This window comes from Candidatus Goldiibacteriota bacterium (assembly GCA_016937715.1).
In the GTDB taxonomy this organism is placed as follows: domain Bacteria; phylum Oederibacteriota; class PGYV01; order PGYV01; family PGYV01; genus PGYV01.
On sequence record JAFGWA010000081.1, the window covers coordinates 14312 to 31412 of the forward strand.

Below are 17101 nucleotides of genomic sequence, written 5' to 3' on the forward strand. Positions count from 1 at the left end.
TTTTATATATTTGTTTTAACGTTAAAATTAAAGGAGCCATATAATGAGCATTACAATAAAAGATGTTGCCAAAAAAGTCGGGGTTACCGCTACCACGGTATCAATGGTAATCCGTAATGACCCAAGGATAAGCGATAAAACCAAAGAGAAAGTTTTAAAGGCAGTAAAAGAGATGAATTATTATCCCAATCAGATAGGGCGCAGCCTTGTTAAAGGCAAAACAAATGTCATAGCCGTTGCGTCATCAATGTTTTATGGCCCGTTTAAAATAGATATCTTTAACGGAATAGATACCGGAGTGGTTGAAACTGATTATACCACCCTGCATTTTTCAGCGCGCGCGGAACAGGAAGCTGAACTGTTAAAGGAAATTGTTTACGGCAGAAGGGCGGACGGCGTGATTGCTATTAATATGAGGACTGAAAAAGAAACACTGCAGGCATATAATGATACAGGCCTGCCGATAGTCTTTGTTGAAGAAACTTTTGACGGTTTTGCCGGGGTTAAAGGCGACAGTTTTAAGGGCGCTTATAAAGCAACGGAGCGTTTTATTAAAACCGGAAAGAAAAACATAGGTTTAATAAGCGCTGTGTATACTCATCTTGCGTGCGTGACAGACAGAGAAAAGGGTTTTATTCAGGCAATGGCGGATAACGGGTTGAAATATGACGAAAAAAATACTCTCCGAAGCTCAACTTATAATTTTCAGGAAGGTCAGGATATGATGGACATGATAATAAAGGAAAATTCGGGCCTGGATGCTGTTTTCTGCAGTGCCGGCGACCTTGTCGCGATGGGGATGATAAAGAGGGCTAAAGAAAAAGGGGTAAGAATTCCTGATGACGTTGCAATTATAGGTTATGACGGGCTTGATACGGGTTCGCTTGTAACGCCTTCGCTTACCACTTTAAAGCAGCCGGTTGTGGATATGGGGCGCGCTGCTTTTGATATGTTAAAGAAACTTATGGAAGAAAAGAATGTCAAAAAAGAAATAAAGGTATTTGAACCTGAACTGATTATCAGGGAAAGCGCTTAAACAAAAACACAAACACGGAGACTGAAAATGGATAAAAAGCACCTGATTGTTTTAACGTTAATTCTTATGGCTGCGTTTATTTACGCTTCGCCTGTTTCTGAAAACGGGCAGCTTAAAGTAAACGGGCTTCAGCTTGTTAACCAATGCGACACGCCGGTACAGCTGCGCGGCGTTTCCACTCATGGTATTGGATGGTTTGACGGCTGTTATACTCAGGCTGCGGTTCAGTACGCGGCAAATACAATGAATTCGGATCTGTTCAGAATTGCAATGTATGTAAAAGCTTCAGAAAGCGGCTATCTTCAGGACCCGGCTTACTGGACATCACGCGTTAATCAGATGGTGGACTGGATAGGCGCCGCGGGAATGTACGCTTTAATTGACTGGCATATATTAAATGACGACCCGAATAATTATATTGAAGACGCAAGGATATTCTGGACTGCTATGGCTAATGAGCATAAGGATAAAAACTTTGTTATATATGAACTTTGCAACGAACCCAACGGCGTGACCTGGGCGCAGATTAAAGCGTACGCGGAAGATATTATTCCAAGGATAAGGGCCATTGATCCGGACGCGGTTATTGTTGTAGGTACGCCCAACTATTCACAGCTTGGCGCGGACGTTGTAAATGACCAGATACTTGAACCCAATATCATGTACGCGTTTCATTTTTACGCAGGAACGCATCCCACTTCCATGCTTATACCTTATATAAACCAGATTCCGATATTTGTATCCGAATGGGGCGCAAGCAATTCCTCCGGCGACGGAGGGGACAATTACCCGCGCGCGCAGGAATTTATGGACATTATGTCCGGCGTTGATACCGTTAACAATCCGCAGGGGATAAAATTAAGCTGGGCTTCGTGGTCATATTCCGATGACAGGGACTGGGCTACAGACCAGCACTTAAAATCCACTTCTCAGCTGACATTAGGTTCATGCAGCACAACCGGATGGACAATAGCAAACTTAAGCACGGCAGGGCTTTTTGTCGCGGCTAATATTACAAACCCGGCAAAAGATTTTGTCTGCTGGACGGCAACAGAGACTCCCACCGGCGACCCGCATACACCAACGGTTACAAGGACTGTGACCCCCACAAGAACAATAACATCGACTCCTGTTCCTGATTTAATTTATAACGGCGATATCGCGGGATATACACTTGCTGATGGCAGCGTAAATAACGCGGCAATGTTTTCTGAACCTGCGGCGGGAAATCCCGGCAACGCGATGCAGATTGCTTACACGGCAGGCGGATGGCAGGAAGCGCGGTGGATGACAACTGCAAGGCCAAGAAATAACAGGACATATATAAGTATTGATGTAAGGGCAACGGCAGGCACGATAAGCCAGCTGCTTTTTATACCTGACTGGAACACATGGGGTGCCAGGACATCTGATAATGATTTTAACGTGGCAGCTTATGTGCCCGGCGGTGTTATAACAACAACATGGAAGACCGCGTATATTCCGCTTTCAAAAGTTTACTATCCGTATCCGACCACACTTGGGACGATGAGATTTATCTCTAATGGTTCTATATACACAGTTCAGATTGATAATATAAAATTCTTTGACGCCTCTGTCTGGACGCCCACTGTTACAAGGACACGTACGCCTACAAGGACGGCTACAAGGACAAGGACTCCCGCGGCAACAATGACAACAACCCCCACCGTCACAATGACTCCGCAGGCGACATATACACCTACTGCCACTGTGACTGTTTATGTGGAACCGACTGTTACGCCGACTATTTCCGCCAATACAAGGATAACAATAGGGGATCATTTTCCGTATCCCAACCCTTCAAACGGAAGAAGCGTGAATATAAGATATGAAATAAAAACAGGTTTCGCGAAGAATGTTAAAATTCACATTTATACTCTTGGCGACAGAAAGATAGATACGATAAAAGATTCTGACAGCGCCCCGGGCGTTCATGATGTGTTGTGGAGGCCTAAATATCAGCTTTCAAACGGGATGTATTATTATATTCTTGAAGCTGACAACGGGCGTACAGGGGACAGATTAAAACGCGATGTTGTTCAGGGTGCGATTGTAGTGCTTAAATGACCACCGGAGGCTTAATGCGTAAAATAAGCGTTCTCTTATTACTGCTGTTTTTTTACGCCGGCATTTTAAGGGCGGCAGACAGCGATATTGCTTACAGCGCAGCCGGCTACAAACCTATAATGTCAAAAAAAGCATCGGTTAATGTTGCATGTTCCTCGTTTCAGGTTGTGCGGGAATCAGACAGTGCAGTAGTGTTTTCCGGCACTGCTACCGGCCCTTTGTATACGCCCGACAGCGTAAGAAACGTTTATGTGGTTGATTTTACGCCTGTTGTCACGCCCGGCACATATTATATTAACGTGGACGGCGTGGGCAGGACGCAGAATTTTGAAATTTCTGAAACTGTTTTTCAGGATGTTTTTAAAAAAGTATTTCTTGGGATGTATATGTGGAGGTCAGGCACGGCCGTATCACACACTTACGGCAGCACAACGTATTCCTGGAACGCCGGCCATATGGCCAACGCGAATTTATATTATTCAAACGAGCCGTATTCAAATTCGTACAAAGACGGTACAGGCGGCTGGTATGACGCGGGTGATTACGGAAGGTACCTGGGAAATGTAGGGATAACAGTATGGCCTATGTTTATGGCGTGGGAAGATTTTGGCGATTCAATTAACGCAATGACATACGGGATTCCTGATTTAAATCCCGGGATGCCGGAATATCTTCAGGAAATAAAATGGGAAACCGACTGGCTGTTTAAAATGATGTACGCGGACGGCGGCGGTAAAATTCACGACAAGCTTACAAGCAAAAACCACACTTCAATGAGCGTGCTTCCCGCGAATGACACTTCGCTTATGTATTTTCTTCCGTGGAGTACGTATGCCACTTCAAATTTTGCCGGCACGATGGCAATGGCCGCAAGGTACTTTGCGCCTTATGATTCGTTTTACGCGCAGGAATGCATTGACGCGGCAGAACTTGCGTTTCAGGTTTTAATAGATAATCCTTCAATAGTCACGTTTGATGCTTACGCGCTTGGTTTTTATACCGGTATTTATAACGGTGATGACGCCGGCAACAGGATATGGGCGGCCGCGGAACTATTTGCGTCTACGGGAAAAACTGTATACCGCGATTATTTTGAAGCAAGGGCTTCAAGCGGATATATGCAGTCTATATATGACTGGAATAATCTTTCAGATATGGCTATGCTTACTTATTATTTCTGCGACAGGCCCGGCAAGAATTCGGTCATTACGGACAGGATAAGAACCAACACGATAAATACCGCGAACGGGATAGTTACGGCGGTAAATTCACACGGTTACGGCAGGTCAATGACAAGCCATTGGTGGGGAAGTAATGGTGTTGTAGCCAGAATGTCTGTGATTTTATACTCGGCTTTTAAAATGACAGGTGATTATAAATACAGAAACGCCGGTTTTGAAATCTTAAATCATCTTTTTGGAAGGAATCATTTTGGACGCTCACAGGTAACAGGCATAGGTACTAACCCCGCGCTTTATCCACATGACAGGCGGTGCAATTCTGACGGTATCGCCGCGCCGATTCCCGGGTATCTGGTGGGCGGCTCGCCTGGAACAAACAATCCTGATAGCGTAGCCGATGATCCTATTATTGTTGCGATGGCATCGGGATTACCGGCGGCAGCATATTGGGCGGACAATGTGGGTTCTTTTTCATCCAATGAAATTGCCATTAACTGGCAGGCAGGGCTTATATACGGCGTTGCGGCTTTTTTAAATGACGGGCCGGCGCCTACAGCAACACCTACAATAACAGATACTCCTTTTGTAACGGTTACCCCCACGCGTACAGTAACCGCTACAAGGACACCAACAGCAACAAGAACGGCAACCAGGACAGTAAGTCCTACTGCTTCAATTACTCCCACATCAACTGACACACCGTTTGTGACATCTACGCCTACATATTCAATAACGCAGACTTCCAGTATAACAATGACTTATACCATAACCATGACCCCCACGCCCACTGCCGAAATTCCTTCGGTTTATATAACTGTGGGTGAACATTTTCCTTATCCAAACCCGTCAAAAGGAAATGAAATTAAAATAAGATATCAGATAACAAAAGGGCTGGCAAAAACAGTTAACATTCATTTTTACACCCTTGCAGACAGAAAGTTTGACGCGATAAAAGAAAATAACAAAGGTATCGGATGGCATGAAGTTTTGTGGAAGCCAAAAAAGAAACTTGCCTCCGGAATGTATTATTACGTCATTGAAGCTGACAACGGGAAGTTTGGCGGATTAAATAAGAAAGATCTAAAGCAGGGCGCTGTGGTGGTAATTAAATAGAAACAGAGGGATGGATGCACGGATGCGCGGAGGGTTGGTTTGGAATTGTTATTGTATTTTGAATTGGAACTGGATTTGGTAGGCGCACCTTTTAAGGTGCGGCAGTTGAACTTGGTTTTAAACCACGCGCCTTGTCGTTTCCGCCATAACAGCATTATTGCCGCAGCAGCCGGAACAAAAAAAATACCGCAATAAATAAATCTAAACAACGCGCCCTAAAGGGACGCGGCTACCAAAACTAAATCAAAATATAAAACTCGCGGGCTAAAGACCCGCGTCTACCAGAGCTTAAGACCTTCGATTTTTCTTCCGTCCCTCCGTGCATCTGTCCCTCCGTCCCTCGCGCTTTAAACCGTCCCTCTGTCCCTCTGTTTTTATCCTTATTTCATTGCCAAAAAACCACTGTTTTAGTATAATAAACATCGTTTCGTAATTGCACTTTGACCGAAACTTTAAACGCTTAAATTTGTCAAAATATTTACTGATTATTGGTATTTTATACTTTGTTAAGGAGAACGGCATTTGAAACGACTAATCTTACTGACTACAGCCGTATTACTCTTTACCATTTCCATATTTTCCGCTCAAAATGATGCTATCCGCGTTGATATGGAAGGTTATAGAACACTTGGGAATAAATTTGTAATCCTTGTAGGCAATTCCGCAACTTCATTTACCGTAAAAACAGTTTCAGGCGGGACAACGGTTTTTACCGGAACTTTTGGAACAGCCATTGCCGATGCGGCTTCAGGCGATTCGGTTAAAATTGGTGATTTTTCCGCGCTTACAACGCCGGGCGAATATTATGTTGCGGTAACCGGGCTTGGTGAATCATATAATTTCAGGATATCTGACACTATTCATACCGACACATTAACCACGCTTATGCGCGGTTTTTACGGTCAGCGCTGCGGCGCATCTGTAACCTTAACTCACAGGGGAACCACTTTTACCCACGGCGCGTGCCATTTAAATGACGGCACTTACGCCGGTTCCACAGGGCTTAGCGGAACCAAAAATACCACGGGCGGCTGGCATGACGCGGGCGATTACGGTAAGTACTCGCTTAACTGCGGCGTGACAAACGGCGAACTTCTTTTGATGTATGAAAAGTATTATGACGCGCTTGAACATATTAATCTTGGGCTTCCATATTCCGGCGGCGCGCTGCCTGACGTTTTGACCGAGATTAAATACAACCTTGACTGGCATAAAAAAATGCAGCACACAAACGGCGGGGTATTTCACAAACTTTCAAACGGATTTCCGCAGGGGATAATGCCGACCGCGGATACTGATACAAGGTATATTTTTGAAATATCATCCGCGGCAACAGCTGATTTTGCCGCTATAATGGCAATAGCCGCGCGCGTTTTTGAAATGTATGACGCCGCTTATGCCGCGGAATGTCTGACAGCCGCACAAAACGCGTGGGCCTTTTTACAGGCAAACCCCAATATTGTCCCGGCCGGCGGTTTTACTGACGGCAGTATGGGCGGTATTTACGGCGACACTGACGACAGCGATGAAAGATTATGGGCGGCGGTGGAATTATTTAACACTACTGGCGAAACGACGTATAACACTTATGTGGCTGACCATTATTTGGACAGGGCATTAACACTTATGTCTGATAGCGGAGATGACTGGAAAGAACTTCACCCTGTGGCTTATATGTCATATATGCAGTCAAAACAACCGTCTGTAAATGCTACAGTGGTAAACGTCATGAAGGCAGGTTTCCAGAATCATGTGAATACTTTCAGGACAAGAGTACAGTCAACAAATGGTTATAAGTTTGTTTTAAATTCCGGGGATTATTACTGGGGCTCAAACTCTGTTGCTTTAAATAGGGCAATACGGCTTGTTGCGGCATCAGAAATATTCGGAGATGATACTTATAAAGACGCCGCGGAAGAAGTGCTTCATTATATCCTTGGAAGAAACGCCATGAATAAATCTTATCTTACTTACGTCGGCGAGGTTTACACAAGTCAGCCGCACCACCAGCCTTCGGCAGCGGACGGAATTACACCGCCGTGGCCGGGGATTTTAGCGGGCGGGCCGAATGAATATTATGATACTATCGGCGCGCCGGCAAAATGTTATGTTGATGACGCGGGCAATTATACTTCCAACGAGGTGGCGATTAACTGGATGGCGGCTTACGCGTATGTGCTTGCGGCGTTTGTTCCGACACCGGGGCCCACTAATACTCCCACTAATACGCCTACGTCTTTGTGCCATCCGCTGACATGTACTTTTACAAATACTGACACGCCGACTGTAACACCGACTCCGATAAACGTATTAAGAGTAAATGTGGCGGGAGCGCAGGTAACGACCGGGGGGAATGTATGGCTTGCCGATAAGGCTTATACCGCCGGAAGCTGGGGCTATAACACGCCGGCAAATACCGGCGACCGCACGGCACAGGGAGATATTGTTAACAATACAACTGATGATATTCTGTATCTTACGGAAAGATGGGGGGCTTCGCTTTCTTATACTTTTGACCTTGCCGATGGGTGGTATCTTGTAACGCTTAAATTTAATGAAATGTTTGTTAACAGCGCCAATGCCAGGCTTTTTAATATACTGCTTGAAGGGCAGGTTGTGGAATCGTCTTTTTCCGTTTATGGCGTTAATAACAGCCAGGCATACGCGGTTGATAAAAGTTATCCGGTTCAGGTCACGGACGGCAAGCTGAATATTGACCTTACACAGGTAACCGAAATGTGTATTTTAAACGCGCTTCAGATAGAGTCGTATTATCCGCCGACCGCGACTTATACATATACGCCTTTAAATACAAATACGTTTACGAATACGGCGACAGCAACCGCTACATTTACAAGTACATCCACAAGCGAATGCTATCCGCTTACATGTACATTTACAAATACCAACACTTACACTAGCACACAAACGCCGACAAATACGCCTGTGCCCACGCCGATACGCGTTAACTGCGGCGGTTTGTCTTATCTTGACGGCGCCGGAAATACCTGGTCTGCCGATTACGGGTTTACCGGCGGGACTGCCGCATCTGTAACTGACGCTATTGCCAACACAACGGACGACACGCTTTATCAAAGCGAAAGGTACGGCAACCCGTCATATACTTTTACCGTTCCAAACGGATATTATGATATTACGTTTAAATTCGCGGAAACATGGTTCAACGCGGAAGGGGAGAGGATTTTTGATGTAGAGATAGAAGGGGTTACGGTTATTGATAACCTTGATCTGTATGTTGAAGCGCCCGGCACTATGCGCGCTTACGATGTAATAATACAGGATGTGTTAATCACGGACGGTCAGATTAATATCACGTCGTCTTCCGATGCCGATGTGGCAAATTTCCGCGCGATAGCAATAATACCCGCGGGTCCGGCGCCTACGTCCACTTACACAAACACTCTGCCTCCGACAAATACATATACAAACACAAATACCGATACTGCGACAGCCACAACCACTTTTACACACACTTATACTGCAACATATACCGCCACAAACACATACACTCACACGCATACAAGTTCACATACCGCCACAAATACACCGGAGCCGCCCACGGCAACACATACCGTAACTGATACCGCGACACATACTTACACAAACACAAATATATCCACTTTCACATATACGCATACACATACGGCAACGCATACCAATACGGAAACTCCGACAGACACAAATACCGCAACAATTACAAACACGCCTCCGCCGGGCAGCACAAACACGTATACTTTCACAATTACTTCAACTCCGTCGGATACGCATACCGCCACGTACACTTATACTTACACTTTTACAAATACCGCAACGCAGACCTATACCGAAGTGCCGCCGACCTTTACGTCCACTTTCACGGAAACGTTTACGTTCACGTACACTTCAACTTACACGCACACGGCTACAATCACAGATACGGTTCCGCCGGGAAGCACGGATACGCACACCCCCACGCAAACGCTGATTCCGTCAAGTACCCACACGCATACAGCCACACAAACACATACTTATACAAACACTTATACGGCGACAAACACTTTTACAAATACAGATACGGTCCCTCCGGGAAGTACAAACACCAACACCCCCACAGAAACGCTTATTCCGTCAAACACTCACACCGCAACGCATACATACACATTTACAAATACCGCTATTATTCCAACCAACACCTATACCGCCACTTTCAGCAATACGCAGACACCAACTTTAACCGCAACTGTCCCGGCGCCTACTTTCACAGAAACACCTTCATCCATTATTGCGCAAGAAGGGCAGCAGAAGATAACGGATGTTCTGGTTTATCCTGTACCGCTTAATCCGGAAAAATATCCGTTTGGGCTTTTGTTACGGTTTAACCTTACAAAAAGTTCTTCTGAAATCACATTAAAGATATATTCTTCTTCTTTCAGACTGGTAAGGTCGGTTGCGCTTGCGGGTACTTTTGTACCGGGAGTAAACAGAGGATTTGCGGAATCGGCGCAGTTTAAGAACCTTGCTAACGGCACTTACTATTATAGGCTGTCAACCGACAGCTCTGACGGCGTTTGTTACAGCAAAGCCGGAAAGATAATAATCATAAAATAAATAACGTTTAACCGGAACGTTTTAACGTTGAAATTGTCTAAAAATATGTTAAGATGATGAAACGTGATTTTTCATTGTGAAATGGCTTAAAATAACGCGCAAAAACCAGGAGATTTCAATGAAAAAATATTTGACCGGTTTAATGGTAATACTTATTATTATTCCCGCGTTATACGCCACGCCTGTATCTGAAAACGGCGAGCTTAAACTTGTCGGAAATCAGCTATCCAACTCTTGCGGCAATCCTGTTCAGTTAAAAGGCATATCCAGCATGGGGCTTCAATGGTACGGAGTTGGGCAGTGCCTTGATACAAATACAATGGACTATATGGTAAATACAATTGGAATAGATGTTTTCAGGGCGGCGATGTATGTTGATGAAGGCGGTTATCTTACGGATAAAACAAAATACGCGAATATGGTCAATACAATAGTTGACTGGTGCGAAGCGCGCGGCGTGTATGTTATTATTGACTGGCATATGTTAAACCCGGGGGACCCAAATATAAGTATTAATGATGCCAAAACTTTCTGGGCGGAAATGTCATCCAGACACAAAGGCAAGAAGCACGTGCTTTATGAAATATGCAACGAGCCTAACGGCGTGTCCTGGTCGACGGTAAAGAATTACGCGGACACAATAATCCCCATAATCCGCGCCAACGACCCCGATACAATAATAATAGTCGGCACCCCCAACTGGTCGCAGCTTGGAACTGATGTTGTAAATAATAAATTAAATTATTCCAACATTATGTACACGTTTCATTTTTACGCTGCATCGCATTCAACCGGTATGGTTACTCCTTATACTGACAAACTTCCCATATTCTGTACGGAATGGGGCATAAGTGATGCCAGCGGCAACGGGGCGATTGACACCGCGAACGCGACAAATTTCTTAAACATATTTAACGGAGCAAATACAGGCGGGCAGATAATAAGCTGGGCGGCCTGGTCGTGGTGCGATAAGAATGAATCTTCCGCTTATCTGCAGCCGGGAACCTGCCTTACAATTCCGCCAAGATTCACAACAGCAGGTAATTATATCGTAGGCAAAATTCAGGAAAATCCGAATAATTGGACCGCGTGCAGCGCGCAGACTCCCACTTTTACAAAAACAATAACACCGGGCGGTCCTACGTTTACACCCACCACAACGCCGACTCCTTTTTCAACCTTGTTAGTCAATTGTGCCGGGCCGCAGTATACAAATGCCGAAGGTACATGGCAGGCTGATAAAGCTTACAGCACGGGCAGTTGGGGATATACAGGCGGAACCGTTGTGGACAGGGGAAGCGTGGCAATTGGCAATACCACAGATGACACGCTGTATCAGACAGAACGGTATGCGGACCCTGTGGAATACAAATTTGACATTCCCAACGGTACTTATACAGTTACGTTTAAAATGTGCGAATCTTACTGGGGAAACACGACAGGCGGAACCGGAAGCAGGATATTTGATATAGTGGCGGAAAATAATACCGTTGTAAATAATCTTGACCTGTACGCGACAGCGGGATATAACAACGCTTATGATGTTACTGTTAACATAACTGTAAATGACGGGCAGCTTAATATATCAATGCCTGCTGATGTTGATAACGGGCTTATTAACGCGATTAAGATTGTAAACGCGGCGTCCGTTACAAACACTCCCACAAGAACCAATACATTTACCGCCACAATGACGCATACAAATACGTTTACAAAAACGTTCACGCACACTTTTACAAGGACAAATACTTTTACTGCGACAAGGACAAACACGTTTACAGTCACAAGGACAAACACCTTTACCGCGACAAGAACGCATACCTTTACTGCTACAAAGACAAATACGCCTATTCCTCCCACAAACACATTTACAAATACGGCTACAAGGACATTTACGCCGGTACCACCCACAAACACGTTTACAAATACGGCTACAAGGACATTTACGCCGGTACCACCCACAAACACATTTACAAATACGGCTACAAATACGGCGACAAGGACATTTACTCCCGTACCTCCCACAAACACGTTTACAAATACGGCGACAAAGACATTTACGCCTGTGCCTCCGACCAACACCTTTACAAATACAGCAACAAAGACATTTACAAATACTGCAACAAATACTGCAACAAATACAAGTTCTAACACACCGACCATTACGGAAACTCCCATACCGGGCAGCACTGACACATTTACGCATACGATAACAAACACGTTTACAAAAACTAATACTTTTACCAATACGTTTACAAATACGCACACAGCCACTGATACGCATACTGCTACAAATACAGACACGCCTGTACCGCCGACAAATACGTTTACAAACACCCCCACAAATACTTTTACAAATTCAAATACCGCCACCAATACAAATACTCCCACAATTACAAACACGCCTCCGCCGGGAAGCACAAATACGTTTACGCATACAATAACAAATACAGCCACAAATACTTTTACGTCAGTACCGCCGACATCCACGCATACATTTACAAGGACGTTTACAAATACGGCCACAAATACTTTTACGTCAGTACCGCCGACATCCACGCATACATTTACAAGGACGTTTACAAATACGGCCACTAATACTTTTACGTCAGTGCCGCTGACAGCCACGCATACATTTACCGCTTCTTATACAGAAACAGCCGTGGTTTTTACGCCCACATATACCTTTACGTCAACCGTAACTGTTGTATATACAGGTACACCAACGCCGGTTCCCACTGAAGGCGAAAAAGCCGAAATTAAAGATGTTGATGTTTATCCGGTTCCTTTTGACAACAAAGGAAAGGTTTATTTTGAATTTACCCTTACCAAAAGCATGAACTCCGTTGAGCTGAAGATTTATTCTTCTGGATACAGGCTGTTAAAGAGAGTTGATGTTTCTTCGGCATGCGTTCCCGGAAGAAAGAAGAGCGCGATAGCGGCAGTAGAGTTTGGAAACCTTGCTAACGGGACTTATTATTTTGTTCTTGAGGGCAATAGCGCAGAAGGATTTGTAAGAAGCAGAACGGAGAAGATGATAATACTGAAGTAGAGGCTTGGACGCTTGGATGCTTAGATGCTTGGTTTAGATCTGTTTTTGTTATGTATTTGAAATTGTAGGGACAGCGCTCCCGCGCTGTCCGGTTCTTCGTTTTTTGATTGTCTAATATTTGGTAGACGCGGGTCTTTAGCCCGCGGCAGTTGGTTTTAAACAAGTGTTTAAGCAGAAAGCAGTTAAGCAGAAGCGGAACAAATTAAGCAGTTAAGCATTAGGCAATTAAGCATTAGCTACAGATTGATAACAATTTTTTCGCTATAGCTTAAATGCTTAATCCGTTAAGGTGCTATCTTTGCCAAGGAGAAATATTATGAAAAAAATTATGCTGAAATTACTTACAGGGCTTTTATTACTTATCCCTTCGCTTATATACTCTGCGGATTCAAATGTGCGTTTGAATTCAATCGGGTTTTTGCCTTCTAATGACAAAGGGGCTTCGGTTAACACGCCGGTTACGGCCTTTACTCTTAAAAATGCGTCAACTAATGCGGTTGTTTTTTCTTCAACCGCTGCAAATATTACCGGCCCTATTAATGCGTCTGATTCCAACGAAACAGTTTATAAACTTAATTTCAGCACTTTTACAACTCCCGGTACTTATTATCTTGATATAACCGGGGTTGGAAGGTCGGTGAACTTTACAATTGCGGATAATGTTTATAATGACGCTTATGTAACATCATATAAATCAATGTATTACTGGCGCTGCGGAATGGCTGTCAGTGCTGTTACAAACGGGCAGACCTTTGGGCACGGCGCGTGCCATTTAAATGACGCGAATCAGAACTACATAGGTTTTGGAAGCAATATAAGGGATGGAAAAGGCGGCTGGCATGACGCGGGAGACTTTAATAAATATATAGTGAACGCCGGTATAACAATGGGGATGTTCTTTATGGCGTGGGAACATTACGGCAGTGTGCTTAATAATATACCTTTAACTTATATGCCAAATACGGTTTCCGGATACCCTGATTATAATGTTTCGGCTTACCCTGATTTCTTAAAAGAATTAAGATGGGAAATGGACTGGGTGTTAAAGATGCAGTATCCTGACGGTTCGGGTAAAGTGTCGCATAAATTAAGCACGCTGGATTTTGGCGGTTTTATAATGCCGGAAACAGAAAACGCGACCCGTTATTATGTTGACTGGGGTTCCGCCGCCACCGCTGATTTTGTGGCGATGTGCGCTATGGCTGCAAGGATTTTTTATCCGTATGATCCCGCATACGCGCAGCAGTGCCTTGACGCGGCATGGGTGAGTTATAATTTTCTTCGTGCAAACACTGCTAATAAAAATCCGGATCAGTCCGCGTTTTCAACCGGAGGATACGGGACAACCGACGGTGATGACAGGCTTTGGGCTGCCGCTGAAATGTGGGCCACAACAGGCGATGCAGACGCCAAGACAGACCTTGATAACAGGGCGAATGCGTATTCTGATAAGACAGATGAAGATTTTGACTGGAGCAATGTAAGAAATCTTGGCATGTATACATACCTGATGTGTACCAGGACGGGAAAGAACACAACGATTGTTAATGATATACGCGCGGACTTGATAACCGATGCCAACAGTATAGTTGGCAAAAGAAACAGCCACGCGTATGCAAGGCCGCTGGGTACAAACTTTTACTGGGGCTGCAATGGCGCGGTTGCCAGGCAGACCATGCTGCTGCAGATTGCCAATATGGTATCGCCCAATACGGACTACGTTAATACGGCGCTTGATTCGCTGGGTTATCTGTTTGGCAGAAATCCTTTCCGGCGTTCATATGTGACCGGGCTTGGAACAAACCCGCCTATGAATCCGCACGACAGGACATCCGGCGCGGACGGGATAACAAATCCTGTACCCGGATATCTTGTAGGCGGTTCTAACGGCACTAACAGCGGCGACCCTGCATTAAGCGCCATGCCGTCAGGCCTTGGCGCCGCAATGTACTGGACAGATGATCAGGATTCATATGCCTCTAATGAAATAGCAATTAACTGGCAGGGCGCGCTTGTTTACGGCCTTGCGGGTTTTTGTAAAAATCCTTCAGTTCCGACATTTACACCCACTGCCACAAACACTATTGACGGCCCGACATACACGCACACATATACTGCGACACAGACAAACACGTACACGCCGTCGCAGACCTTTACGGTAACACCCACGGCAGTATTACCCGTGGCGATTTGTTCCGGGCCTTCTTTGGTAATTGACGGAAGCCTGAATGAAACTTTATGGCAGTCAGGGGAATGGATTACTATTTCAAAGGTAGTAGTTGGGACTGAACCCGCGCCGGTTTCCGCGCGTTATAAAGTGCGTTATGATGATTATGGTTTCACGCTTGGCGTGCAGATAACTGACAGCGCTCTTTATAATGATTCCGGCACGGCATGGTATAACGACGACTCTGTTGAATTGTATCTTGATGTTAATAATGATAAGGACACAACTTACGGCGCCGATGATTATCAGTTCAGTGTGCGTTATGGGGAAGGTATTATTATGGAACAAAGCGGGGATCCGGGAAACGCTTCCGCGGATTACGCCTTAATTACCGGCGGATACTCTGTGGAAATAGATGTACCATGGTCAGATTTGGGAGTTACACCTGCGCAGGGAATGGTAATGGGTTTTGACGTTGGTGTTAACTATGACCAGGACGGTACAGACAGGGAAGGCGTGCTTATGTGGAACGGGACAAGCACCAACTGGCAGAACCCTTCTAATTTTGGCGAAGTCACGCTTGGAACTCCGTGCGGCGCAACAGAAACGCCGACACATACTTATTCTAATACGGCGACATATACTCATACAGCATCAAATACGCACACGTTTACAAATACAGCTACAGTTCCTACAAACACATTCACGAACACGGCTACAGTTCCTACAAATACGTTTACAAACACCATATCAATACCTACAAACACATTTACAAATACAGCAACAGTACCCACAAACACGTTTACTAACACGGCAACCGCGCCTACATACACGTTTACAAATACAGCGACCGTTCCGACAAATACGTTTACAAGCACGGCAACAGTTCCGACAAACACGTTTACAAGCACAGCAACCGCACCAACATACACGTTTACAAATACGGCAACAGTCCCGACAAATACGTTTACAAATACAGCTACCGTTCCGACAAATACGTTTACCAACACAGCAACTGTCCCTACGAATACGTTTACGAGCACAGCAACCGTACCAACAAATACGTTTACTAACACGGCAACAGTACCTACAAACACCTTTACCAACACTGCAACTGTTCCGACAAATACATTTACAAGCACAGCAACAGCACCGACAAATACTTTCACACAAACTCCAACAATTCCAACGCCTACATATACTGTAACCCCTGTGATACAGGAAGGGGATAAGCAGAAGATTACTGATGTTTTAATTTTCCCGCATCCATATAACGCTGATAATTACTCTGATGCAGGTATAAGGTTTTACCTTTCCAAAAGCGCTGATTTGGTAAAGATAAGAATGTACTCTTCAGCTTTCAGGTTATTGCAGGAATCTGATATAGCTAAAAATTGCCACCCCGGCGGCAATATGGGGGCTGTAAGCGGAAGAAAACTTTCCAAAATGTCCAATGGGACGTATTATTTTGTGCTGGTCGCGGAAGATAACGGTATTGAAGTAAGAAGTAAAGTGGATAAGTTGATAATATTGAAGTAGAGGCTTGGATGGTTAGATGCTTAGAGGCTTGGTTAATTCTTATGTAGTGGTAGACGCGGGTCTTTAGCCCGCGGTATTTTTATTGCTGGTAAAAATAACTACCTGTAATAGAAATAAAAATCTAAACAACGCGCCCTAAAAGGACGCGGCTACCAAAACTAAATCAAGATATAAAACTTGCGGGCTAAAGACCCGCGTCTACCAATACTAAAACAAACCGACCATCCGTCCCTCACGTTTTAAACCGTCCCTCCGTGCATCCGACCATCCGTCCCTCACGTTTTAAACCGTCCCTCCGTGCATCCGACCATCCGTCC

Annotated in this window: 7 protein-coding genes; all 7 read left to right on the plus strand. The window is 44.8% G+C overall.

Translation table 11 applies throughout. The features are described 5' to 3' along the window. Window positions 1-43 precede the first annotated feature (43 nt). On the plus strand, window positions 44-1036 hold the full coding sequence (locus JXR81_08435; GenBank protein MBN2754871.1) for a LacI family DNA-binding transcriptional regulator: 993 nt from the start codon (window positions 44-46) through the stop codon (window positions 1034-1036). Window positions 1037-1063: 27 nt separating this feature from the next. Then, a complete protein-coding gene (locus JXR81_08440; protein MBN2754872.1) occupies window positions 1064-3124 on the plus strand; it encodes a glycoside hydrolase family 5 protein in 2061 nt (686 codons plus the stop codon). A 14-nt stretch (window positions 3125-3138) separates the two neighbouring features. Then, on the plus strand, window positions 3139-5418 hold the full coding sequence (locus JXR81_08445) for a glycoside hydrolase family 9 protein (protein ID MBN2754873.1): 2280 nt from the start codon (window positions 3139-3141) through the stop codon (window positions 5416-5418). Between the two features lie 39 nt (window positions 5419-5457). Beyond that, a complete protein-coding gene (locus JXR81_08450) occupies window positions 5458-5613 on the plus strand; it encodes a hypothetical protein (GenBank protein ID MBN2754874.1) in 156 nt (51 codons plus the stop codon). A gap of 327 nt (window positions 5614-5940) precedes the next feature. After that, window positions 5941-10026, plus strand: coding sequence for a glycoside hydrolase family 9 protein (locus JXR81_08455; protein MBN2754875.1), 4086 nt, complete (start codon window positions 5941-5943; stop codon window positions 10024-10026). Window positions 10027-10144: 118 nt separating this feature from the next. Then, window positions 10145-13078, plus strand: coding sequence for a cellulase family glycosylhydrolase (locus JXR81_08460; protein ID MBN2754876.1), 2934 nt, complete (start codon window positions 10145-10147; stop codon window positions 13076-13078). A 316-nt stretch (window positions 13079-13394) separates the two neighbouring features. Continuing rightward, on the plus strand, window positions 13395-16784 hold the full coding sequence (locus tag JXR81_08465; protein ID MBN2754877.1) for a glycoside hydrolase family 9 protein: 3390 nt from the start codon (window positions 13395-13397) through the stop codon (window positions 16782-16784). Window positions 16785-17101: the final 317 nt, after the last annotated feature.

What these genes read in the sequence shown, in the direction of transcription:
- JXR81_08465 (MBN2754877.1), top strand. Translation starts at nt 13,395, where the DNA reads ATGAAAAAAATTATGCTGAAATTACTTACAGGGCTTTTATTACTTATC.
- JXR81_08435 (MBN2754871.1), top strand. Translation starts at nt 44, where the DNA reads ATGAGCATTACAATAAAAGATGTTGCCAAAAAAGTCGGGGTTACCGCT.
- JXR81_08460 (MBN2754876.1), top strand. Translation starts at nt 10,145, where the DNA reads ATGAAAAAATATTTGACCGGTTTAATGGTAATACTTATTATTATTCCC.
- JXR81_08440 (MBN2754872.1), top strand. Translation starts at nt 1,064, where the DNA reads ATGGATAAAAAGCACCTGATTGTTTTAACGTTAATTCTTATGGCTGCG.
- JXR81_08445 (MBN2754873.1), top strand. Translation starts at nt 3,139, where the DNA reads ATGCGTAAAATAAGCGTTCTCTTATTACTGCTGTTTTTTTACGCCGGC.